Annotated in this window: 21 protein-coding genes; 18 read left to right on the top strand and 3 right to left on the bottom strand. The window is 67.5% G+C overall.

The features are described from left to right. Window positions 1-12 precede the first annotated feature (12 nt). From RCO38_RS09665 to RCO38_RS09645, 5 genes are all read left to right on the top strand, one after another. Entirely contained in the window at window positions 13-948 is a 936-nt protein-coding gene (locus tag RCO38_RS09665) for a glutathione S-transferase family protein (RefSeq protein WP_308328103.1), read from the top strand. Then, window positions 945-1,436, top strand: coding sequence for a GNAT family N-acetyltransferase (locus RCO38_RS09660; RefSeq protein WP_308328102.1), 492 nt, complete (start codon window positions 945-947; stop codon window positions 1,434-1,436). Before RCO38_RS09665 ends, RCO38_RS09660 begins: the two co-directional genes overlap by 4 nt. Before the next feature lie 28 nt (window positions 1,437-1,464). Continuing rightward, entirely contained in the window at window positions 1,465-2,370 is a 906-nt protein-coding gene (locus RCO38_RS09655) for an SDR family oxidoreductase (protein WP_308328101.1), read from the top strand. Between the two features lie 8 nt (window positions 2,371-2,378). Continuing rightward, window positions 2,379-2,930 (top strand): methylated-DNA--[protein]-cysteine S-methyltransferase, encoded by a 552-nt coding sequence (locus RCO38_RS09650; RefSeq protein WP_308328100.1) that lies wholly within the window; start codon window positions 2,379-2,381, stop codon window positions 2,928-2,930. Between the two features lie 73 nt (window positions 2,931-3,003). Next, a complete protein-coding gene (locus tag RCO38_RS09645; RefSeq protein ID WP_308328099.1) occupies window positions 3,004-4,218 on the top strand; it encodes a multidrug effflux MFS transporter in 1,215 nt (404 codons plus the stop codon). A 1-nt stretch (window position 4,219) separates the two neighbouring features. Here RCO38_RS09645 and RCO38_RS09640 read toward each other — a convergent pair whose 3' ends face one another. After that, window positions 4,220-5,326 (bottom strand): DUF72 domain-containing protein, encoded by a 1,107-nt coding sequence (locus RCO38_RS09640; protein ID WP_308328098.1) that lies wholly within the window; start codon window positions 5,324-5,326, stop codon window positions 4,220-4,222. A gap of 272 nt (window positions 5,327-5,598) precedes the next feature. On the opposite strand from RCO38_RS09640, the gene RCO38_RS09635 reads away from it, so the two are divergent. The 4 genes from RCO38_RS09635 (at window position 5,599) to RCO38_RS09620 (ending at window position 11,045) form a co-directional block, all read left to right on the top strand. Continuing rightward, a complete protein-coding gene (locus RCO38_RS09635; RefSeq protein ID WP_308328097.1) occupies window positions 5,599-6,651 on the top strand; it encodes a hypothetical protein in 1,053 nt (350 codons plus the stop codon). A 157-nt stretch (window positions 6,652-6,808) separates the two neighbouring features. Further along, entirely contained in the window at window positions 6,809-9,184 is a 2,376-nt protein-coding gene (locus RCO38_RS09630) for a Tex family protein (protein WP_308328096.1), read from the top strand. A 123-nt stretch (window positions 9,185-9,307) separates the two neighbouring features. Continuing rightward, the gene (locus tag RCO38_RS09625) at window positions 9,308-10,135 is read left to right on the top strand and encodes an HDOD domain-containing protein (RefSeq protein WP_308328095.1); all 828 of its coding nucleotides are present in this window, start codon (window positions 9,308-9,310) and stop codon (window positions 10,133-10,135) included. 85 nt (window positions 10,136-10,220) lie between these two features. After that, on the top strand, window positions 10,221-11,045 hold the full coding sequence (locus RCO38_RS09620; protein ID WP_308328094.1) for an HDOD domain-containing protein: 825 nt from the start codon (window positions 10,221-10,223) through the stop codon (window positions 11,043-11,045). A gap of 19 nt (window positions 11,046-11,064) precedes the next feature. Here the strand turns inward: RCO38_RS09620 and RCO38_RS09615 are convergent, their stop codons facing one another. Then, complete coding sequence (locus RCO38_RS09615) at window positions 11,065-12,045, bottom strand: Bug family tripartite tricarboxylate transporter substrate binding protein (protein WP_308328093.1); 981 nt, start codon at window positions 12,043-12,045, stop codon at window positions 11,065-11,067. 102 nt (window positions 12,046-12,147) lie between these two features. Between RCO38_RS09615 and RCO38_RS09610 the strand changes: the two genes are divergently transcribed. Further along, window positions 12,148-13,251: a patatin-like phospholipase family protein gene (locus tag RCO38_RS09610; RefSeq protein WP_308328092.1), complete on the top strand. Its 1,104-nt coding sequence runs from the start codon at window positions 12,148-12,150 to the stop codon at window positions 13,249-13,251. A gap of 10 nt (window positions 13,252-13,261) precedes the next feature. On the opposite strand, the gene RCO38_RS09605 is transcribed toward RCO38_RS09610, so the two are convergent. After that, window positions 13,262-14,203 (bottom strand): LysR family transcriptional regulator, encoded by a 942-nt coding sequence (locus RCO38_RS09605; RefSeq protein WP_308328091.1) that lies wholly within the window; start codon window positions 14,201-14,203, stop codon window positions 13,262-13,264. Between the two features lie 110 nt (window positions 14,204-14,313). Between RCO38_RS09605 and RCO38_RS09600 the strand changes: the two genes are divergently transcribed. The 8 genes from RCO38_RS09600 to pgk all read left to right on the top strand — a co-directional run. Continuing rightward, window positions 14,314-15,021, top strand: a complete 708-nt coding sequence (locus RCO38_RS09600) for an HAD-IA family hydrolase (protein ID WP_308328090.1) — start codon at window positions 14,314-14,316, stop codon at window positions 15,019-15,021. 46 nt (window positions 15,022-15,067) lie between these two features. Next, window positions 15,068-15,766 carry a ribulose-phosphate 3-epimerase gene (gene rpe, locus RCO38_RS09595; protein ID WP_308328089.1) on the top strand — a complete coding sequence of 233 codons (699 nt, stop codon included), beginning with the start codon at window positions 15,068-15,070 and terminating at the stop codon, window positions 15,764-15,766. A 20-nt stretch (window positions 15,767-15,786) separates the two neighbouring features. Beyond that, complete coding sequence (locus RCO38_RS09590; RefSeq protein WP_308328088.1) at window positions 15,787-16,887, top strand: class 1 fructose-bisphosphatase; 1,101 nt, start codon at window positions 15,787-15,789, stop codon at window positions 16,885-16,887. A gap of 36 nt (window positions 16,888-16,923) precedes the next feature. After that, on the top strand, window positions 16,924-17,808 hold the full coding sequence (locus RCO38_RS09585; RefSeq protein WP_308328087.1) for a phosphoribulokinase: 885 nt from the start codon (window positions 16,924-16,926) through the stop codon (window positions 17,806-17,808). Between the two features lie 20 nt (window positions 17,809-17,828). Continuing rightward, window positions 17,829-19,841, top strand: a complete 2,013-nt coding sequence (gene tkt / locus RCO38_RS09580; RefSeq protein WP_308328086.1) for a transketolase — start codon at window positions 17,829-17,831, stop codon at window positions 19,839-19,841. Then, complete coding sequence (gene gph / locus RCO38_RS09575; RefSeq protein WP_308328085.1) at window positions 19,841-20,545, top strand: phosphoglycolate phosphatase; 705 nt, start codon at window positions 19,841-19,843, stop codon at window positions 20,543-20,545. Before tkt ends, gph begins: the two co-directional genes overlap by 1 nt. Before the next feature lie 34 nt (window positions 20,546-20,579). Beyond that, window positions 20,580-21,587: a type I glyceraldehyde-3-phosphate dehydrogenase gene (gene gap, locus RCO38_RS09570; RefSeq protein WP_308328084.1), complete on the top strand. Its 1,008-nt coding sequence runs from the start codon at window positions 20,580-20,582 to the stop codon at window positions 21,585-21,587. Window positions 21,588-21,601: 14 nt separating this feature from the next. After that, the coding region (gene pgk / locus RCO38_RS09565; protein ID WP_308328083.1) for a phosphoglycerate kinase at window positions 21,602-22,014 on the top strand (413 nt) is incomplete at its 3' end.

Below are 22,014 nucleotides of genomic sequence, written 5' to 3'. Positions count from 1 at the left end.
GAGGGAGACACCATGACCACGCCCATCCTGCACCACTACCCCATGTCGCCCTTTGCCGAAAAGGCGCGGCTCATGCTCGGCTTCAAGGGGCTGGCCTGGCAGAGCGTGTACATCCCCAGCGTCATGCCCAAGCCCGACGTGGTGGCGCTGACCGGCGGCTACCGCCGCACGCCGCTGCTGCAGATCGGGGCCGACATCTATTGCGACACGGCGCTCATCGCCACGGTGCTCGAACACCTGCAACCCGAGCCGGCGTTGTTCCCGGAGCACCTCAAAGGTCTGGCGCGCATCGTCGCGCAGTGGGCCGACACGGATCTGTTCTGGCCGGCCATGGGCTACACGCTCAGCCCCAAGGGCGCGGCCGCCCTGTTTGCCAACCAGCCGCCCGAGGCCGCGCAGGCCTTCGCGGTCGACCGCAGCGCCATGCGCGCCGGCATGACCAGCCTGCGCCCGGGCGACGCCACCAGCGCCTACCGCAGCCACCTGCGCCGCCTGGCGAACATGCTGCACGAGCAGCCCTTCCTGCTGGGCGAGGCGCCCTGCATCGCCGACTTCGCCGCCTACCACCCGCTGTGGTTCACCCGCGTGGTCAACCCCGCCATGGCCGGCATTCTGGACGCCACGCCCGGCGTGCTGGCCTGGATGGACCGCATGGCCGCCATCGGCCACGGCAAACCCTCCAAGCTCACGTCCACCGAGGCGATCACCGTCGCCGCCGCGGCCGAACCGGCCCCGCTGCCCGACGAAGCCTTCCAGGACGACCACGGCATCACCCTGGGCAGCCGCGTCACCGTGGCGGCGCTGAGCTTCGGCACCGAAACCACCGAGGGCACGCTCGTGGCCGCCACGCGCACCCACTACACGCTGGCGCGCACCGACGACCGGGCCGGCCGCCTGCACGTACATTTCCCCCGCATCGGGTATGTACTGAAGGAAGTGAAAGCTTGACCGGAACCACCGTTTTCCCCCGCGGCGCCGCCCTGCAGTGGCGCTGCCTGCCATTCCACGCGCTGAGCGCCGACACCCTCTACCGCCTGCTGCGCCTGCGCAGCGAGGTGTTTGTGGTCGAACAGGCCTGCGTGTTCCTCGACATGGACGGGCTGGACACGCAGTGCCTGCACGTGCTCGGCGAGGTCGTCGATACGGACGGCAGCCCGCACCTGCACGCCAGCACACGCCTGGTGCCGCCCGGTGTGGCCTTTGCCGAGGCCAGCATCGGCCGCGTGGTCACCGCGCCGGCCGCGCGTGGCGGCGGCATCGGCCACGCGCTGATGGCCGAGTCGGTGCGTTTGCTGGAGACGCTCTGGGGCCCGCAGCCCATTCGGATCGGCGCGCAGGCGCACCTCGAAGCTTTCTACAACCGGCACGGGTTCGTGTCGGACGACAAGCCCTACATCGAGGACGGCATCCCTCACATCGAGATGCTGCGCCGCTGACACAAGACACCACAGAAGGAGACAAGACGTGATCACTGACTTCCAAGGCAAGACCGCCGTGCTCACCGGCGCCGGCTCCGGCTTCGGCCTCGAATGCGCGCGCATCGGCGCCCAGCTGGGCATGAACCTCGTGCTGGTCGACGTGCAGCCCGACGCACTCGACAAGGCCCAGGCCGAACTCGAAGCGGCCGGCGCCCAGGTGCTGGCCCGCAAGGTCGACGTGTCCAGCGCCGAGCAGATGGCCGCGCTGGCCCAGGCCGTGCAGCAGCGTTTTGGCGCGCCGCACTTCGTCTTCAACAACGCGGGCGTGGGCTCGGGCGGCCTGGTCTGGGAAAACTCCGTCAAGGACTGGGAGTGGGTGCTGGGCGTCAACGTCTGGGGTGTCATCCACGGCGTGCGTCTGTTCACGCCCATGATGCTGGCCGCCGCCAAGGCCGACCCCGCTTACCGTGGCCACATCGTCAACACCGCCAGCATGGCCGGCCTGCTGACGCCGCCCAACATGGGCATCTACAACGTCAGCAAACACGCGGTCGTCAGCCTGAGCGAAACGCTCTACCAGGACCTCAAGCTGGTGACGGACCAGATCGGTGCCAGCGTGCTCTGCCCGTACTTCGTGCCCACCGGCATCAGCCAGAGCCACCGCAACAAGCCCGCCGAACTCTCAGACGAGAAGCCCACGCAGAGCCAGCTGATCGGCCAGGCCATGAGCGACAAGGCCGTGAGTTCGGGCAAGGTCACCGCCGCGCAGGTGGCCGAGATGGTGTTCCACGCCATGCGGCACGACCAGTTCTACATCTACAGCCACCCCAAGGCGCTGGGCAACGCGCAGAGCCGCTTCGACGCCATCGTGGCCGGCACCAACCCGCCGGACCCGTTTGCGGAGCGGCCCGAGATCGGAGAAGGGCTGCGGCAGGCGCTGCGGGCGGGCTGACCTCCGAAATGGACAGCACCGCCGGCCACACCCTGTTCGAAACCGCCATCGGCGTGTGCGGCATGGCCTGGGGGCCGGCGGGCATCACCGCGGTGCAGCTGCCCGAGCCCACGCCAGAGGGCACGCGGCAGCGGCTGCTGCGCAATCTGCCAGCGCCGGTGCCCGAGGCCGAACCGCCGCCCGTGGTGCAGTCGGCCATCACCGAACTCAAAGCCGCCCTGCGCGGTGAGCGGCCGGCCGACCTGCGCCACCTGCCGCTGGACATGTCGCGCCTCACGCCCTTCCTGCAGCGCGTGTACGAACGGGCCCGCGCCATTCCGCCCGGGCAGGTGCTGAACTACGGCGAGCTTGCCGCCGAGATGGGCGACAGAAACATGGCCCGCGCCATCGGCCAGGCCATGGGCGCCAACCCGTTCGCGCCCGTCGTGCCCTGCCACCGCGTGCTGGCGGCGGGCGGCCAGGCCGGCGGCTTCTCGGCCAGCGGTGGCGCCCTCACCAAATGGCGCCTGCTGGCCATCGAGGGCTACCAGCCCGGCGGTCAGCCCTCGCTGTTCGACTGAGGCTGGCCTCCGCGCGGCAAGGTTGTTCCGGTTGAGCCGGGCGGCATTTTTGCTGCGCCGCGACAATCCGCCGATGCTTTCCCGTTATCTCAAGATGGCCCTGGTCCTGGGCCTGCTCTCGGCCATCGGCCCCTTCGCCATCGACATGTACCTGCCCGCGCTGCCCGACATCGGGCGCAGCCTCGGCGCCGAGGTGGGGGCGGTGCAGCTCACCCTCACCGCGTTCTTCCTGTCCATCGGCCTGGGGCAGCTGCTCTACGGCCCGGTGTCCGACATGGTGGGCCGCAAGCCGCCGCTCTACGCCGGCCTGGCCCTGTTCACGCTGGCCAGCATCGGTTGCGCGCTGGCCACCGACATCCACACCCTGGTGGCCCTGCGCTTCCTGCAGGGCCTGGGCGCCGCGGCCGGCATGGCGATTCCGCGCGCCATCGTGCGCGACCTGCACACCGGCGCCGAGGCCGCGCGCCTCATGTCGCTGCTGATGCTGGTGTTCAGCGTCTCGCCCATCCTCGCGCCGCTGGCGGGCAGCGGCGTGATCGCGCTGACCGGCTGGCGCGGCGTGTTCTGGGTGGTGGCGCTGGCGGCGGTGGCCGGCATGCTGCTGGTGCGCGGCGCGCTGGCCGAAACGCGCAGCGAGGCCGAGCGCGTGGACAGCAGCCTGGGCAGTGCGCTGCGCGCCTACGGTGTGCTGCTGCGCGACCGGCACTACCTGGGCCTGGTGCTCATCGGCGCCTTCGCCATGGCGGGCTTTTTCGTCTACCTGGCCGGCTCGCCCTTTGTGCTGATCAACCACTACGGCCTGAGCCCCACGCAGTACAGCCTGGCCTTCGGCCTGAACGCCGCCGCCTTCATCGGTTCCGCGCAATTCACCGGCCCGCTGGGGCGGCGCTTCGGGCTGGCGCCGCTGGCCAAGGGGGCCGTCACCGCCTGCGGTGTGGTGATGGCGACGCTGCTGGCTTATTACCTCGGCGGTGGCGACCGGCTGCTGGTGCTGGTGTCGCTCTACTTCGTGGCCAGCGCCTTCATGGGGCTGGTGATTCCCACGGTGTCCGTGCTGGCGCTGGAAGCGCACGGCGCGATCGCGGGCACCGCATCGGCCCTCATGGGCACGCTGCAGATGCTCTGCGGCGCGGTGGCCATGGGCGTCGTGGGCCTGTTCGCCAACGGCCAGCCGCTGCCCATGGTGGCGGGCATGGCGTCCGGCGCGCTGACCGCGCTGGCGCTGACCTGGGTCACCCTGCGCCACCGCCCGCACGCCTTCCCCGTGCGGCACAGGCAGGCGGGCTGATTCAGCGGCCCGGCGCTTCCCCGGCCGCCAAGCCCTCCGCCAGCGCTCGCGCCGACAGCGGCGCACAGCCCTCGGCCTTGTTGCTGATCGTCACGTAGGCGTTCTGCCCCGCGCCCGTCACGCCGCGCACCGTGCGCACGATCAGCGCGCGCGTTTCGGCGTCCACGTCGTGGATGCGGTCGTAGGGCTCGTAGGAGCGCTGCGCGTCCTCGTAGCCGTAGGCGCCGTGCAGCGGGTTCAGGTTCCAGCGGCAGACCATCGGCCCGGGCCAGAGCGCGCGCAGGAGGGGCAACTGCTCGGCCAGCCGCGGCATCTTGGCGTGCAGGCCCAGGCAATACGTGGCGCCGGTCTCCTTGAGCACGGCCGCCAGCTGCGGCGCGATGGCGGGCGAGAGCCATTCCGGGTCGCGCACCTCCACCGCCACCACGCCGTCGGGCGTGGCGCCGCGCACATCGGGCAGCGCCCGCAGCAGGGCGCGCAGCCGCTCCAGCAACAGCGGCAGGCGCTGCAATTGCGAAAACGGCAGCGGGCTGAGCTGGAACACCAGCGCGCCCACCTTGTCGCCCAACCCCGCCAGCGCGGGGGTGATGAACTCCTGCGTGGCCAGCACCGGGTCCAGAAACGCCGTGTTGGGCTGGCGGCCCTGGCCCTGTTCGCCGCGCACCAGCGCGTCTGTCACCAGCGCCGGCGCCTTCACCACGAAGCGGAAGTCGTCGGGCACCTGGCCCGCGTAGCGCGCGTACTGCCCCTCGGTCAGCGGGCGGTAGAACGACCGGTCAATGCCCACGCAGCGCAGCAGCGGGTGCTGCGCGTAGGCCGCCAGGCCGTTCTTGGCCAGCACCGCCTCGGTGTACGGCCCTTCGTTCCACACGATGCCGGCCCAGCCCGGGTAGCTCCAGGTCGAGGCGCCCAGGCGGATGCGCGGGTTCAGGCGGGTGGCGAGGGCGCGGGTGGTGTCGTCGGGGGGAAGGGGGAGGACTTCGGTGGAGCGGCGGCGGGATGGGGCTGGCGCGGCGTTGTCATCGTCAATCGAGCTGTGTGCGATATCAGACGGCTTCGGTCGTGTGGCAGGTTGCGCGGGCTGTGATCCGAACAAGTCGTTCTGCATGCTGGGTTTGGTTACTACCTATAACGTATGCGTTTCATGAACTGTCAGGCGCTTGCTCCAAGCCTGTGACAACAAATTGCATAGTTGGTCGCGGAGCGTAAAACTATCGGATAAGTTTGGAGCCGATGAGGCTATGACCACTGCTTGTCGGTACAGCCGAAAGGTGGGGTCGAACTGTCGTGAGAAGTGGCTTGCCGTGATTTTGGTCTAGGAAAAAGGCGAGACCTCACCCCACAATGGCAATATGCTGACTATTTCCTAAGAAGAGATTTATGGCGAAAATTACTGAAACTATTGCCCCATTTTGCTTTGGTTATCTCACCCAGTATTGGTTTGGGACGCTTAGTCCTATGCCGAACAAACCCCTGCTTGAAACAGTGAACGGTCATAGAGTTGTCGCGTTTTCTGAAGATATTGGACTGGGTGTTGTTGCCTATATTCTTCAGAATGGCTTGGTGCGGTTTGATATGGAGAAATTCAAAGGAAATGGCGTTATTATCTATCGATATGAGGATTCTCCTGAAGGGTCGAGAAGACTTAGTGCTGCGAATTTAGAAGTTCGAGAAAAGGAGCTTCAAGAGATGGCATTTCGTTTGATCCAAATTCACGCGGTGCTGCTGGATAATGCTCGGAGGATACTTGAAAACTGTGCGTCTTATGCTTCGCGTCCGAACCGTATTAGCGAAATGCTACGTGGTTACGACGTAACGGATCCGATAAGAACTCTTGATCCTGACTTTAAATATTGGTATCCGTTATCAGAGCGCGTGGCTAGGCGCTCGCTTGAGGATCTTCGAAAGGTGGTTCTAGATTCCGAGGGATTGTTTCAGCTAGTTGAACTGTATTCCTTCTCATTGACTCATTTTTTGGAGCGGCGATTCTCGGAGGCATTAATTCTATATTGGGCCGCGATTGAGGCGTCAATCAATGTTCTTTGGAACAGGCTTTTGTCATCGGAAAAGGAGCACTCGGAGATTGGTCTTTCTAAGCAAAGAAAGGATCGGTTGACGGGTCCTAACTCGTTTACTGCTTCAGTCATGATTGAGTCTCTATATCTCTTACGGCTCTTGCCCTCGGGGGTGTATGAGGAGTTAGGTGTAGTGCGAAAGAGGAGAAATGATTGGATGCATAAGCTGCAGCCAATCGATGAGAAGGCAGCGCTTGAGGCTCGTAAAGCTTGCGAAAATTTGATTCGTCACGTGTTTGCTTTTGATATTGAAGGAACGATTGGTGGGCCCGGAGGGGCTGGTGGGGGTATGTATAAAGAGGTGTTTTCTCAGCGGTATCCAAACAAGACGAGGCTATTTGAGTTTCGCTCAGAGTAAATTGGTTCTTGTGCGTCGTTCACGCCTTCGAGTTGATGCGGCCGAGAATAGGACTACAAGCTTTTCGCGCCTAAGGGCTCTTTCCCAAGGCCTCCTCCCACCCCTGTGGCAAACTCGCCCGCTTCGTTGAAACCGGGCCGCTGGCGCCCCTTGGGACATGCAGAAAATCATCGCGCAGATCGCGCAGGAGATCAGGGTTGAGGCGCGGCAGGTGCTGGCCGCGGTGGAGTTGCTGGACGGGGGGGCGACGGTGCCCTTCATCGCCCGCTACCGCAAGGAAGTGACCGGCGGGCTGGACGACACCCAGCTGCGCGAGCTGGAGTACCGCCTGGGTTATCTGCGCGAGCTGGAAGACCGCCGCGCGACCGTGCTGAAGGCGATTGACGAGCAGGGCAAGCTGACCGACGCGCTGCGTGTGGCGATTGCCCAGGCGCCGACCAAGCAGGAGCTGGAAGACATCTACCTGCCGTTCAAGCTCAAGCGCCGCACCAAGGGGCAGATCGCCCGGGAATTCGGCATCGAGCCGCTGGCCGACAAGCTGTTTGCCGACCCGACGCTGGACCCGCTGGCCGAGGCGGCGGCCTTCACCAAGCCGCCCGAGGTGCTGGACGACGGCAAGCCGGGCGCGGACTTCTCGACGCCGCAGGCGGTGCTGGACGGGGTGCGCGACATCCTCTCCGAACGCTGGGCCGAAGACCCGGCGCTGGTGCAAAGCCTGCGCGAATGGCTGTGGACCGAGGGCCTGCTCAAGAGCACGCGCGTGGCGACCAAGGACGAGCACAACCCGGACGTCGCCAAGTTCCGCGACTATTTTGAATACGACGAGCCGATCGGCCGCGTGCCCTCGCACCGCGCGCTGGCGGTGTTCCGCGGCCGGGCGCTGGAAATTCTGGACGTGAAGCTGGTGCAGCCGGTGGAGCCCGAGCCGGGCAAGCCGTCGCTGGCCGAGGGCAAGATTGCCCTGCACCTGGGCTGGAGCCACCAGGCGCGCAAGGCGGACGACCTGATCCGCAAGTGCGTGGCCTGGACTTGGCGCGTGAAGCTGAGCCTGAGCACCGAGCGCGACCTGTTCACCCGCCTGCGCGAGAGCGCCGAGGCGGTGGCGATCAAGGTGTTTGCCGACAACCTGCGCGACCTGCTGCTGGCCGCGCCCGCCGGCCAGAAGGCGGTGATGGGCCTGGACCCGGGCATCCGCACCGGGGTGAAGGTGGCGGTGGTGGACGCGACCGGCAAGCTGGTGGCCACCAACACGGTGTACCCGCACGAGCCGCGCCGCGACTGGGACGGCGCGCTGCACACGCTGGCGCTGCTGTGCCGCCAGCACGGCGTGCAGTTGATCGCCATTGGCAACGGCACCGCCAGCCGCGAGACCGACAAGCTGGCCGGCGACCTGATCAAGATGCTGGCCAAGGCGGGCATCGAGGGCGTGCAGAAGGTGGTGGTGAGCGAGGCGGGCGCCTCGGTCTATTCCGCCAGCGAGTTTGCGGCGCTGGAAATGCCGGACGTGGACGTGAGCCTGCGCGGCGCGGCGTCGATCGCCCGTCGCCTGCAGGACCCGCTGGCCGAGCTGGTGAAGATCGACCCCAAGAGCATCGGCGTGGGCCAGTACCAGCACGACGTGAACCAGAGCGAGCTGGCGCGCACCCTGGACGCGGTGGTGGAAGACTGCGTGAACGGCGTGGGCGTGGACCTGAACACGGCCAGCGTGCCGCTGCTGACCCGCGTGTCGGGCCTGTCGGCTTCGGTCGCGAAGTCGGTGGTGCGCTGGCGCGAGTCGCACGGCGCGTTCAAGAGCCGCCAGCAGTTGCTGGAGGTGAGCGGCCTGGGCGCCAAGACCTTCGAGCTGGCGGCGGGCTTCCTGCGCATCCGCGACGGCGACAACCCGCTGGACATGACCGGCGTGCACCCGGAAACCTACCCGGTGGTGGAGCAGATCATCGCCAAGACCGGCCAGCCGGTGGCGAACCTGATGGGCCGGGCCGACATGCTCAAGACCCTGCGGCCCGAGCTGTTCGCCAACGAGAAGTTCGGCGTCATCACGGTCAAGGACATCCTGGGTGAGCTGGAAAAGCCGGGCCGCGATCCGCGCCCGGACTTCCAGGTGGCGCGCTTCAACGAGGGCGTGGACGACATTGCCGACCTGAAGGAAGGCATGGTTCTGGAGGGAACGGTGTCCAACGTCGCGCAATTCGGCGCTTTTGTCGACCTGGGCGTGCACCAGGATGGGCTCATCCACGTCAGCCAGCTGAGCCACAAGTTCGTCAACGACGCGCGCGAGGTGGTCAAGACCGGCGACATCGTCAAGGTCAAGGTCTTGGAAGTGGATGTGGCGCGCAAGCGCATCAGCCTGACCATGAAGCTGGACGCCGCGCCGGCCCGCCGGGACGGCCCGCGCGACAACCGCTACGAGCCTGCCCGCGGTGGCCCGCGCGGCGGCTACTCGGGCGGGCAGGGCGGCGGTAACCGCCAGCCCGAGGCGGCCGGCGCCATGGCCTCGGCCTTTGCCAAGCTACAGGGCCTGAACAAGCGCTGATCTTCCGCCGCTGAAAGCGCGGGCTGGAGAGGGCGGGCGGGGAGGGCGCGCGGGCCTCAAGTCGGGGGCGGGTTGGTCGATACAGGTGTCAGACCGATCCACCCAGCCCTTGGACTTCAGACCATGGAACTCGAAGCCCTGCTCAACTACCCCCGCGCCCTGCCGGCGATGCCGCGCGCCGTCTCGGACCTGCTGGCCGAGATGAACAAGGAAGACCCGAGCCCCAGGCGGGTGGGGGAACTGATCGGGCGCGATCCGGCGCTCACCACCCGCGTGCTGCGCCTGTCCAACTCGGCGTTTTTCCGGGTCAGCCGCAAGATCGGCAGCGCCGACGAGGCGGTGGCCCTGCTGGGCATGACCCATGTGCGTTCGCTGGTCATGGCCGCGGCGCTGGGGGGCAGCTTCAAGAGCGTGCCCGGCATCGACCTCAAGCAGTTCTGGCGCTACAGCCTGCAGGCGGCGGACATCGCCAAGTCGCTGGCCGGCCTGCTGCACCAGAACCAGGGCAACGCCTTCACCGCAGGCCTGATCCACGCCATCGGCATCCTGGTGATGCACATCGCCATGCCCGACCGCATGGAGCCGCTGGACTTCAGCACCCCGCCGCTGGACCTCAACCGCGCCGCCGCCGAACGGGCCACCCTGGGCTACACCTACGCCGAAGTGGGTGCCGGCATGGCCGAGAAGTGGCAATTCCCGGAAGAAATGGTGTCGGCCCTGGCCAACCAGTTCAGCCCGTTCGAGGGTGAGTCCTACGACCCGCTGGCCGGCCTGCTGCACCTGGCGTCCTGGCGCGCGCGCGCCCAGGAGCTGCAGCTGGACGACAACGGCCTGGCCGCCACCTTCCCCGACATGGTGGGCCTGACCCTTGGGCTCGACCTGGACAGCGTGCTGGGCAAGGACCCGTCCGAGTGGTCTTTCTCGCAGGCGCTGGGCGCTTTCGTTTCCTGAACCGGCGGGCCCTCAAGTCCGCGCGCATACCGTCGAAATCACTTCACACCAACGGCGGTTTTTTCACCAACCAAGGATGTCTGCCATGCAGCTCGAAAAACTCCTCAAGCAGCCCAACGCCCTGCCTTCTGCCCCCAAGGTGGTCCGCAAGCTGATGGAAACCTTCGAGCAGGACGACGTCGACCTGATGAAGGCGGCCGCCCTGATCGAGGACGACCCGGTGCTGACCGCCAAGCTGCTGAAGATGGCGAACTCGGCCTTCTTCGGCCTGCACCGTTCGGTGACCAGTGCCCGCGAGGCGATCAACGTGATGGGCCTGATCAAGGTGCGTGCCCTGGTGATCGGCGCGGCCCTGGGCGACGGCTTCCACAGCGTCGGTGGCATGAACCTCAACCAGTTCTGGCGCTACAGCCTCAACAGCGCCAACCTCTCGCGCTACCTCGCCCTGCCGATCCGCATCGACGAGAGCACCGCGTTCACAGCGGGCCTGGTGCACTGCATCGGCGAGCTGGTGATGCACGCGGGCATGCCCGAGGCCATGATCGACCTGGACCGCAGCATTCCCATGCTCGACCTCAAGCGGGCGCGCGCCGAGCGCGGCCTGTTCGGCTACAGCTACGCCGACGTGGGCGCAGCCCTGGCGCGCGAGTGGAAATTCCCCAAGAAGATGATCGACTCGATCGAGCACCAGGTGGCGCCGTTCGACAACGACGTCTATGAGCCCATCGCCGGTGTGATCCACATCGCGTCCTGGCGCGCACGCGCTGCGGAGCTGTCGCTGGGCAGCGAGGCACTGATCAACACCTACCCCGACCCGGTCGGGCTGGTGCTGGGCATCGATCCGGACATCGTGATCGGCGAGGAGATTCCTTCGCTCACGCGCGAGGAAGCCGTCACGCACGAGGGCTGAGTCCCGCGCCGTGGCCGCCTCAGCTCTTGAGGCGCAGCATCATGGTCACCGCGCTGGCGATGGCCTGCTCGATGGTGAGCTGGTCGGCAAAGTCCTTGCCGTGCTGCAGCGCACCGAGCCACTTCTTCTCCTGAAGCGACTGCACCCAGGCCGGGTGCTGCGTGGCCGCGACCACGATGCGCCGCAGGTTCTCGCGGTCCGCCTCGGCCACCTGGCCCGGGCCGAACACCGCGCGCCAGTTGCCCAGCTCGGTGTTCACGCCCTGTTCGGTCAGCGAGGGCACGCCGTACAGCGTCTTGCGTGAGGAAATCGCCAGTGGCGTGAGCGCCTTTTTCTCGATGTCGGCCTGGAACTCGCTGTAGCTGGAGATCGCCACCTGGGCATCCCCCTTGTCCAGCAGCGCCGTCGCCTCGCGGCCGCTGGCGGTGGGCAGGTACTTCAGCTTGGTCACGTCCAGCCGCAGCTGGCGGGCGATCATGCCGGCGAGCATGTGGTCCACGCCGCCGGCCGAGCCGCCGGTGAAGCCCACGCTGCCCAGGTCCTTGCGCATGGCCTCCACCAGCGCGGCCATGGTGGCCGGCTGTGAACCCGTCTTCGCCACCAGCACCATGTAGTCGTTGGTGAGCCGGGCCACCGGGCTCACCTGCGCCAGCGTCACCTCGGGACGGCCGACCGCGATGGCGCCCAGCATCACCATGCCACCGACCAGCAGGGCGCCCGGGTCGCTGTTGTAGCGGGCCACGAAGTCGGCCAGGCCAATGGTGCCGCCCTTGCCGCCCTTGTTCTCGTAGCCGACCTTGCCGGCCAGGCCGGCGGCCTGGATGGCCGCGCCGAGCGCGCGGCCGGTCTGGTCCCAGCCGCCGCCTTCGCCGCCGGGGATGTAGATGCGCATGGACGCCAGCGGCTTCGGTGCGACGCCCGACGGTGCCTGCGCGCGCAGCAGCGGGTGGACAACGGCGGCGCTGGCCGCCCCGGCGAGCAAGAGCTGTCGACGATGCATGCGCGTGTCTCCTCGGGTTTCGGTTCCAATCGGCATTTCAGTTGCCCCATCTGTCACTCTGCTGTCAAAGGCGTCCGGGTTAACCCGGTGCCCTCCGAATCCGTGTCCACACCCTCACTGCGCTTCTACGCCGGCCCCGCGGCCCTTCGCCACCTGCGCGAGCAGGGCCTGGGCCCGCAGCACGTCGGCGCCATTCCCGCCGCGGCGGGTGGCCCCAAGGGGTTGATCCTCGGTCCGCTGGACCGCTTCATCTTCGGCCGGTGGCTGGCGCAGAGCGCGCAGCCCGTCGATCTGGTGGGCGCGTCCATCGGCGCCTGGCGCATGGCCACCGCCTGCCTGCGCGACCCGGCCGCGGCGCTGATGCATCTGCAGCGCGAATACATCGCCCAGCATTTCGAGCTGCCGCCCGGAAAGAAGCGCGCCACGCCCGACCAGATCAGCGGGCAGTTCGCGAGCAACTTACAGCGCTTCTATGGCGGCCGTGTGAACGAGGTGCTGACGCACCCGCGCTACCGCCTGCACATCGTGGCCTCGCGCGGGCGCCACGTGCTGGCGCGCGACGGCGCCTTGCGCACGCCGCTGGGCTACCTGGGTGCCTTCGTCAGCAACGCGGTGGGCCGCAAGGCGCTGGGCGCCTGGCTGGAGCGCGTGGTGTTCTCCTCGGCCCCGTCGGCCCCGTCGGGCCAGGCGGCGGCGCTGCCGTTCGCCACGCACGACTTCCGCACCCGCCAGATTCCGCTCAGCGCCGACAACTTCATGCCGGCGCTTCAGGCCAGCTGCTCCATCCCCTTCGTGCTGCGGCCGGTCCAGCACATCCCGGGCGCGCCGGCCGGCGCCTACTGGGACGGCGGCATCACCGACTACCACCTGCACCTGCACTACCGCACGCCCGAGGCGGCGCCCATCGTGCTCTACCCGCATTTCCAGCAGGCGGTGGTGCCGGGCTGGCTGGACAAGGCCTGGAAGCGGCGCCACCTGTCCAGCCACGCGCTGGACCGCATGCTGGTGATCGCGCCCGACCCTGGCTGGTTGTGCACGCTGCCCGAAGGCAAGCTGCCCGACCGCAGCGACTTCACCCGCTTCGGCCAGGACCTGGCGGGCCGCATGAAGGTGTGGAACGGCGCCACGGCGGCGGCCGAACAACTGGCCGACGAATTCGCGCAGTGGCTGGAGAAGCCCGACCTCTCGCGCGTCGAACCGCTCTGAGGCGCCGCGCTCAGCCGGCCGGCAGCAGCCGGAGGTAGCGGCCGTACTTGTCGGCCAGGTGCTTCTCGGCGTGTTCGAGCATGAAGTAGCGGAAGGCCTCGGCCGAGGGAGAGAGCAGCTTGGACAGTGTGTGCACCACGTTCCAGGCGCGCACGATGGGCGTGCCCTCCACGTCGAGGATGGCGATCAGGCCGTGTTCCAGTTCGAGACCCAGGGTGTGCAGCGAGAGGAAGCTGATGCCCATGCCGGCCATCACCGCCTGCTTGATGGTCTCGTTGCTGCCCATCTCCATCACCACGCGCGGCTCCATGCGCGACTTCTCCAGGAATTTTTCCATCGCCGCACGGGTGCCCGAGCCCGGCTCGCGCAGGATGAAGCCATAGGGCTGCAGGCTCTCCACCGTGGGGTGGCCCACGCGCATCAGCGGGTGGTCGACCGGCGCCACGAACACGTGCGGGTGCGCCGCGAAGGGCTCGGTGCGCGTGGCCAGCTCCTTGGGTGGCCGGCCCATGATGGCGATGTCCACCTCGTTGCCCTGCAGCATCTTCACCAGCTGCTCGCGGTTGCCCACCTCCAGCCGGATCTCGACGCCCGGGTGCTCGTGCTGGAACTGCGCCAGCAGCGGCGGCAGGAAGTACTTGGCGGTGCTGACCATGCCGATGGTGAGCTGCCCGGCCTCCACCTGCTTGAGGCGCGCGGCGGTGTCCTCGGCGTCCTTGAGCGTGGCCAGCACCTTGCGCGCGTAGACCAGCATGTACTCGCCCGCCGTGGTCAGGGCCACCTGCCGGCCCGAGCGCTCGAACAGCGGCAGGCCCACATGCCCCTCCAGTTCCTTGATCTGCATGGTGACCGCGGGCGGCGTCAGGTGCAGGGCCTCGGCCGCGCGCGCAAAGCTGAGGTGGCGGGCCACCTCGTTGAACACCCGCAGCTGCCGGAAGGTGGCGTTCTTCATTCAGTAATTGCTTAAGTGAAAGTCAATGATATGTGAATTTACCTTATTTGAATTGCTACCTACAGTCCGTCTCACCCCGCCAATCCCATTGCATGAAAAGGTGAACGGACATGCTCAAGGCCCTGATCTTCGACGTTGACGGCACGCTGGCCGACACCGAAGGCCTGCACCTCGAAGCCTTCAACCACGCCTTCCGCCAGGAAGGGCTGGACTGGCGCTGGGGGGTGGACGAGTACATCCGCCTGCTGGACATCTCCGGCGGGCGCGAGCGCCTGATGCACTACTGGCAGAGCGTGAACCCCGACCACAAGGAGGTCGACGCCGGTGCGGTGAAGGACCTGGTGGCCCGGCTGCACGAGGTCAAGACCGCGTACTACGAGAGCGCGGTGAACCAGGGCGCCGTGACCCTGCGGCCCGGCGTGCTGGCGCTGATGAGCGAGGCGCGCGCCCAGGGTCTGCAGCTGGCGATCGCCACCACCACCTCGCCCGTCAACATCGCGGCCCTGCTGCGCACCGCCATCGGCCCGGACTGGCGCAGCCACTTCCTGTCCATCGGCGACGCCAGCAACGCGCCGCTGAAGAAGCCGCACCCGCAGGTCTACATGAAGGTGCTGGCGGACCTGGGCATGCGCGCCGCCGACTGCGTGGCCTTCGAGGATTCGTCCAACGGCCTGCGCGCCGCGACGGCCGCCGGCCTGAAGACGGTGATCACGCCCAACCGCTTCACCGCCCACCACGACTTCAAGGGCGCGCTGCGCACCGTGACCGACCTGACCCAGGTCAGCGTGCCGCGGCTGCGCGAGTGGCATGCCCAGTGAGGCACGCCCTGTGATTCCCTCCCCCGCCACCGTCCGACCGCCCACCATGTCCGCCATCCGCATCGCCCCTTCCATCCTCTCGGCCGACTTCGCCCGCCTGGGTGAGGAGGTGCGCGCCATCGAAGCCGCCGGCGCCGACTTGGTGCACTTCGACGTGATGGACAACCACTACGTGCCCAACCTCACCATCGGGCCGCTGGTGTGCGAGGCGATCCGTCCGCACGTGAAGATCGGCATCGACGTGCACCTGATGGTCGAGCCGGTGGACGCGCTGATCCCGCTGTTCGCCAAGGCCGGCGCCAACCTCATCAGCTTCCACCCCGAGGCCAGCCGCCACGTGGACCGCACGCTGCAGCTGATCCGCGACCACGGCTGCAAGGCCGGCCTGGTGTTCAACCCGGCCACGCCGCTGGCCCACATGGACCATGTGATGGACAAGCTGGACCTGGTGCTGCTGATGAGCGTGAACCCCGGTTTCGGCGGCCAGAAGTTCATCCCGTCCACACTGGGCAAGCTGCGCAACGCGCGCCGCCGCATCGACGCGGTGAAGACCGAGACCGGCCGCGACATCTGGCTCGAAGTGGACGGCGGCGTGAAGGTCGACAACATCGCCGAGATCGTGGCCGCCGGGGCCGACACCCTGGTGGCCGGCAGCGCCGTGTTCGGCGCGCCCGACAACGACGGCGGCTACCGCAACGTGATGCGCCAGCTTCGCCAGAACGCCGCCCAAGCCTCGAATTCCTGAAACCCCCGAAAGTCCCCGCCATGACCACGCGCCGCCGCTTCACGCTCACGCAATACCTGATCGAACAACGCCGCCGCTTTCCCGGCGCCAGCGGCGACTTCAACGCCCTGCTGCTGGACGTGGCCCTGGCCTGCAAGGCCATCGCGCGCTCGGTCGCCTTCGGTGAACTCGGCGGCGTGCTGGGCAACCCCGGGGCCGAGCCCGAGGTGAGCACTGGGGTCAACGTGCAAGGCGAGGTGCAGAAGAAGCTCGATGTGATCAGCAACGAGTACTTCACCCAGATGACGGAGTGGGGCGGCCACCTCGCGGGCATGGCGTCCGAAGAGATGGACCACCCCTACCAGATCCCCGAAACGCAGCAGCGCGGCAAGTACCTGATGGTGTTCGACCCTCTGGACGGCTCCAGCAACATCGACGTGAACGTGACCGTGGGCTCGATCTTCTCCATCCTGCGTGCGCCGCAGGACGTGATCGACTCCGGCCGCGACGTGGTCGAGGCCGACTTCCTGCAGCCCGGCACACAGCAGATGGCCGCGGGCTACGCGCTCTACGGCCCCACCACCATGCTGGTGCTCACGGTGGGCAACGGCGTGGCGGGCTTCACGCTGGACCCGAACCTGGGCCAGTTCATGCTGACCCACCCTCAGCTCAAGGTGCCCGAGGACACGCAGGAGTTCGCGATCAACGCCTCGAACACGCGCTTCTGGGAGGCGCCCGTGAAGCGCTATGTGGACGAGTGCCTGGCCGGCAAGACCGGCCCGCGCGGCAAGGACTTCAACATGCGCTGGATCGCGTCCATGGTGGCCGAGGCGCACCGCATCCTCATGCGCGGCGGCGTCTTCATGTACCCGCGCGACACCAAGGACGCCAGCAAGCCGGGCCGCCTGCGCCTGCTGTACGAGGCCAACCCCATCGCCATGATCATGGAACAGGCCGGCGGCCGCGCCAGCACCGGCCGCGAACCCATGCTCACCGTGCAGCCGACATCGCTGCACCAGCGCATCGGCCTGGTGTTCGGCAGCAAGAACGAGGTCGAGCGCATCGAGCGCTACCACCACGAACCGGTCGCCTACAAGGACGACAACCCGCTGTTCGCCGAGCGAAGCCTCTTCCGCGCCTGAGCGCCGCCCCGCATTTTTCATCTCCGGAGACAAGCCATGTCAGAACGACACCCCATCATCGCGATCACGGGCTCCAGCGGCGCGGGCACCTCGACGGTGACGCGCACCTTCCAGAACATCTTCCGCCGCGAGGAACTGACCGCCGCCGTCATCGAAGGCGACAGCTTCCACCGCTACGACCGCAAGGCCATGAAGAAGCTCATGGCCGAAGAAGAGGCCAAGGGCAACCGGCACTTCAGCCACTTCGGTGCCGACGGCAACCTGTTTCCCGAAATCGAGGCGCTGTTCCGCCAGTACGCCACCGACGGCACCGGCAAGTGCCGCAAGTACCTGCACAACGCCGAAGAGGCCGCGCCCTACCAGCAGGAGCCCGGCACCTTCACGCCCTGGGAAGACATTCCCTCCGGCACCGACCTGCTGTTCTACGAAGGCCTGCATGGTGCGGTGAAGACCGACACCGTGGACATCGCGCGCTACCCCGACCTGCTCATCGGCGTCGTGCCCTCGATCAACCTGGAGTGGATCCAGAAGCTGATCCGCGACAAGACCCAGCGCGGCTACAGCCAGGAAGCGGTGGTGGACACCATCCTGCGCCGCATGCCCGACTACGTGAACTACATCGTGCCGCAGTTCGGCCTGACGCACGTGAACTTCCAGCGCATCCCGGTGGTGGACACGTCCAACCCCTTCATCGCGCGCGACATTCCCAGCGCCGACGAGAGCATGGTGGTGATCCGCTTCGCCAAGCCCAAGGGCATCGACTTCCAGTACCTGCTGTCCATGATCAACGGCTCGTGGATGAGCCGCGCCAACACCATCGTCGTGCCCGGCGGGAAGATGGAGATCGCCATGCAACTCATCTTCACACCCTTCATCTGGCGAATGATGGAGCGCAAGAAGCGCGCTCTCGGTCTGGGTTGAAAAGAACAAGGAGACACACCATGAACACCCCGACGCCCGAATTCGCCCGCCAGATGGCCAACGCCATCCGCATGCTCGCTGTCGACGCGGTGGAAAAGGCCAGGAGCGGTCACCCTGGCGCGCCCATGGGCATGGCCGACATCGCCGAGGTGCTGTGGAACCGGCACCTCCAGCACAATCCGGCCAACCCGCTCTGGCCCGACCGCGACCGCTTCGTGCTGTCCAACGGCCACGGCTCCATGCTGATCTATGCGCTGCTGCACCTGACCGGCTACGACCTGCCGATGAGCGAGCTGCAGAACTTCCGCCAGCTGCACAGCAAGACCGCGGGCCACCCCGAAGTGGGCGTCACGCCCGGTGTGGAAACGACCACTGGCCCGCTGGGCCAGGGCATCAGCAACGCGGTGGGCATGGCGCTGGCCGAGAAGCTGCTGGCGCAGGAGTTCAACCGCCCGGGCCACACCATCGTCGACCACTTCACCCACGTCTTCCTGGGCGACGGCTGCATGATGGAAGGCATCAGCCACGAGGCCTGCGCGCTGGCCGGCACGCTGCGCCTCTCGAAGCTGGTGGCCTTCTACGACGACAACGGCATCTCCATCGACGGCCACGTCGAGGGCTGGTTCACCGACGACACGCCCCAACGTTTCGAGGCCTACGGCTGGCACGTGATCCCCAACGTGGACGGCCACGACCCCGCGGCCATCGAGGCCGCGCTGGTGGCCGCGAAGCAGCAGGGCGCGCGCGCCGACGGCAAGCCCACGCTGATCTGCTGCAAGACCGTGATCGGCATGGGCTCACCCAACAAGGCCGGCACGCACGACGTGCACGGCGCCGCCCTCGGTGCGGCCGAGGTGCAGGCCACGCGCGACGCGCTGGGCTGGACGGCGGCACCGTTCGAGATCCCGGCCGAAGTCGCCGATGCGTGGAACGCCCGCGAGCGCGGCGCCGCGGCCGAGCGCGCCTGGCGCCAGCGCTTCGAGGCCTACCGCACCGATTACCCCACCGAGGCCGCCGAGTTCGAGCGCCGCATGGCCGGCGAGTTGCCGCACGACTTCGAAGTCCGCCTGCCGGCGTTGTTCGAGTCCATCAGCGCCAAGGCCGACCCGGTGGCCACGCGCAAGGCCAGCCAGAACGCACTCGATGCGCTGGCGCCGCTGCTGCCCGAGTTCTTCGGTGGCAGCGCCGACCTGACCGGCTCCAACCTGACCAACTTCAAGGGCTGCATCAAAGCCGGCCGCGATGTGTGGGGCAACCACCTGAGCTACGGCGTGCGCGAGTTCGGCATGGCGGCCATCATGAACGGCATCGCCCTGCACGGCGGCTACATCCCCTACGGTGGCACCTTCCTCACGTTCAGCGACTACAGCCGCAACGCGATCCGCATGGCCGCGCTGATGAAGCAGCGGGTGGTCCACGTGTTCACGCACGACTCCATCGGCCTGGGCGAAGACGGGCCGACCCACCAGTCGGTGGAGCACGTGCCGAGCCTGCGCCTCATCCCCGGTCTGGATGTGTGGCGCCCGGCCGACGGGCTGGAGACGGCGGTGGCCTGGGCCTGCGCCATCGAACGCCGCGACGGGCCGAGCGCGTTGTGTCTGTCGCGCCAGAACCTGCCGCGAGTGACCGCGCAGATCTTGGCCGGCGACATCTGCAAGGGCGGCTACATCCTGTCGGAGATGGAGCAGCCGCAGGCGGTGATCGTGGCCACCGGCTCGGAGATCGAGATCGCGCTGGCGGCGCAGAAGGCGCTGGCCGCCGACGGCCTGCGCACCCGCGTGGTCTCCATGCCCAGCACCAGCGTGTTCGACCGCCAGAGCGAGGCCTACCAGGACCAGGTGCTGCCGCTGGCCCTGCCCACCGTGGCGGTGGAGGCCGCGCACCCCGACTTCTGGCGCAAGTACGTGGGCCGCACCGGCGTGGTGGTGGGCATCGCCAGCTTCGGCGAATCGGCTCCGGCCAAGGACCTGTACGCACACTTCGGCATCACGGCGGAAGCGGTGACGGCCGCGGTCAAAGGGCTGCTGGCGTGATGGCCCGCCCGTTTGATCTGGTGCTGTTCGACCTCGACGGCACCCTGGTGGAGACCGCCCCCGAGATTGCGGATGCGGTCAACGACACGCTGACTGCGCTGGGCCATGCGCCCGTGCCGCTGCAGCAGGTGAATCACTGGATCGGGCACGGCACGCGCGAGCTGCTGATCAAGGCCCTGGCCCAGGCCGTGGACATTCCGCCGGAGGAGGTGCGGGCGTCCGAGGCCTTCGGCCCCATCGAGGCGGATTTCGGCCGCCACTACCAGGCGCGCTGCGGCACCCGCAGCCACCTCTACCCCAAGGTGCGCGAAAGCCTCGAAGCGCTGCGCGCCGCGGGTGTGAAGCTGGCCGTGGTGACCAACAAGGAAGGGCGCTACACGCAGACCGTGCTCGACGTGCACGGTCTCACGCCGCTGTTTCACCGGGTGGTCAGTGGCGACACGCTGCTGGTGAAGAAGCCCGACCCGGCCGCGGTGCACGACTGCCTGCAGCGCTTCGGCGTGGCGCGCGAGCGGGCCCTGTTCGTGGGCGATTCCTCCATCGACGTGGCCACGGCGCGCAACGCCGGCATCGCCGTCTGGGCTCTGCCCTATGGCTACAACATGGGCGAGCCGATCGAGGCCTGCGGCCCCGACCGCGTGATCCCCGACCTTTCGGCGTTGACCACCTGGCTCACTTTGCGCGCAGGCGCCGAGGCCGCCTGAACGCCTTTTTTTCTTTCATCCGGAGACAAAAGACATGAGCCTCAAGATTGGCATCAACGGCTTTGGCCGCATCGGCCGCATGGTGTTCCGCGCGGTGGCGCAGGAAGCGGAATTCAAGGACATCGAGGTGGTCGCGATCAACGACCTGCTGGAGCCCGACTACCTGGCCTACATGCTGCAGCACGACTCGGTGCACGGCCGCTTCAAGGGCAGCGTGGCCGTGGACGGGAACCACCTCGTGGTCAATGGCAGGAAGATCCGCCTGACGGCCGAGAAGGACCCGGCGAACCTGCGGTGGAACGAGGTGGGCGCCGACGTGGTCGTCGAATCCACCGGCTTCTTCCTGACCAAGGACAGCTGCCAGAAGCACATCGACGCGGGCGCGAAGAAGGTGGTGCAGTCGGCGCCGTCCAAGGACGACACGCCCATGTTCGTCTACGGTGTGAACCACGCCACCTACGCGGGCGAGGCCATCGTGTCGGCGGCGTCCTGCACCACCAACTGCCTGGCCCCGGTGGCCAAGGTGCTGAACGACCGCTTCGGCATCAAGCGCGGCCTGATGACCACGGTGCACGCGGCCACCGCCACGCAGAAGACGGTGGACGGCCCGTCGAGCAAGGACTGGCGCGGCGGCCGCGGCATTCTGGAAAACATCATCCCCAGCAGCACCGGCGCGGCCAAGGCCGTGGGCGTGGTGCTGCCCGCGCTGAACAAGAAGCTCACCGGCATGGCCTTCCGCGTGCCGACCTCCGACGTGTCGGTGGTGGACCTGACGGTCGAACTGAACGCCGAGGCCAGCTACGACGACATCTGCGCGGCCATGAAGGCGGCGTCCGAAGGTGAACTCAAGGGCGTGCTGGGCTACACCAGTGACAAGGTGGTCTCCACCGACTTCCGCGGCTGTGCCATGCCGTCCATCTTCGACGCCGACGCGGGCATCGCGCTGGACAAGAGCTTCGTGAAGGTCGTGAGCTGGTACGACAACGAGTACGGCTACACCTGCAACATGATGCGCTTCGTGCAACACGTGGGCGCGAACTGAACCGGGAGCCCGCCATGAAATGCCTCCGATTCAGCGACGTGTGCCGCAGCGGCTTTGCCCGCGGCAAACGCGTCTTCATCCGCGCCGATCTGAACGTGCCGCAAAACGACGCGGGCGAGATCACCGAAGACACGCGCATCCGCGCCTCGATCCCGGCCATCCGCATGGCGCTGGACGCCGGGGCCGCGGTGATGGTGACTTCGCACCTCGGCCGCCCGACCGAAGGTGAGTTCAAACCCGAGGACTCGCTGGCGCCTGTGGCGCGGCGCCTGTCCGAACTGCTGGGCATCGAGGTGCGCCTGGTGTCCGGCTGGGTGGACGGTGGCTTTGCCGTGGGGCCCGGCGAGGTGGTGCTGCTGGAGAACTGCCGCCTGAACGTGGGCGAGAAGAAGAACAAGCCCGAGCTGGCCGCCAAGCTGGGCAAGCT

The organism is Hydrogenophaga pseudoflava (genome assembly GCF_031020795.1).
GTDB classification, from domain to species: domain Bacteria; phylum Pseudomonadota; class Gammaproteobacteria; order Burkholderiales; family Burkholderiaceae_C; genus Hydrogenophaga; species Hydrogenophaga pseudoflava_A.
Note: the sequence above shows the minus strand (reverse complement) of the source record. Positions and strands in the feature narration are given on the sequence as shown.

What these genes read in the sequence shown, in the direction of transcription:
- RCO38_RS09665 (WP_308328103.1), top strand. Translation starts at nt 13, where the DNA reads ATGACCACGCCCATCCTGCACCACTACCCCATGTCGCCCTTTGCCGAA.
- RCO38_RS09650 (WP_308328100.1), top strand. Translation starts at nt 2,379, where the DNA reads ATGGACAGCACCGCCGGCCACACCCTGTTCGAAACCGCCATCGGCGTG.
- RCO38_RS09645 (WP_308328099.1), top strand. Translation starts at nt 3,004, where the DNA reads ATGCTTTCCCGTTATCTCAAGATGGCCCTGGTCCTGGGCCTGCTCTCG.
- RCO38_RS09640 (WP_308328098.1), bottom strand. Translation starts at nt 5,326, where the DNA reads ATGCAGAACGACTTGTTCGGATCACAGCCCGCGCAACCTGCCACACGA.
- RCO38_RS09635 (WP_308328097.1), top strand. Translation starts at nt 5,599, where the DNA reads ATGGCGAAAATTACTGAAACTATTGCCCCATTTTGCTTTGGTTATCTC.
- RCO38_RS09630 (WP_308328096.1), top strand. Translation starts at nt 6,809, where the DNA reads ATGCAGAAAATCATCGCGCAGATCGCGCAGGAGATCAGGGTTGAGGCG.
- RCO38_RS09625 (WP_308328095.1), top strand. Translation starts at nt 9,308, where the DNA reads ATGGAACTCGAAGCCCTGCTCAACTACCCCCGCGCCCTGCCGGCGATG.
- RCO38_RS09620 (WP_308328094.1), top strand. Translation starts at nt 10,221, where the DNA reads ATGCAGCTCGAAAAACTCCTCAAGCAGCCCAACGCCCTGCCTTCTGCC.
- RCO38_RS09615 (WP_308328093.1), bottom strand. Translation starts at nt 12,045, where the DNA reads ATGCATCGTCGACAGCTCTTGCTCGCCGGGGCGGCCAGCGCCGCCGTT.
- RCO38_RS09605 (WP_308328091.1), bottom strand. Translation starts at nt 14,203, where the DNA reads ATGAAGAACGCCACCTTCCGGCAGCTGCGGGTGTTCAACGAGGTGGCC.
- RCO38_RS09600 (WP_308328090.1), top strand. Translation starts at nt 14,314, where the DNA reads ATGCTCAAGGCCCTGATCTTCGACGTTGACGGCACGCTGGCCGACACC.
- rpe (WP_308328089.1), top strand. Translation starts at nt 15,068, where the DNA reads ATGTCCGCCATCCGCATCGCCCCTTCCATCCTCTCGGCCGACTTCGCC.
- RCO38_RS09590 (WP_308328088.1), top strand. Translation starts at nt 15,787, where the DNA reads ATGACCACGCGCCGCCGCTTCACGCTCACGCAATACCTGATCGAACAA.
- RCO38_RS09585 (WP_308328087.1), top strand. Translation starts at nt 16,924, where the DNA reads ATGTCAGAACGACACCCCATCATCGCGATCACGGGCTCCAGCGGCGCG.
- tkt (WP_308328086.1), top strand. Translation starts at nt 17,829, where the DNA reads ATGAACACCCCGACGCCCGAATTCGCCCGCCAGATGGCCAACGCCATC.
- gph (WP_308328085.1), top strand. Translation starts at nt 19,841, where the DNA reads ATGGCCCGCCCGTTTGATCTGGTGCTGTTCGACCTCGACGGCACCCTG.
- gap (WP_308328084.1), top strand. Translation starts at nt 20,580, where the DNA reads ATGAGCCTCAAGATTGGCATCAACGGCTTTGGCCGCATCGGCCGCATG.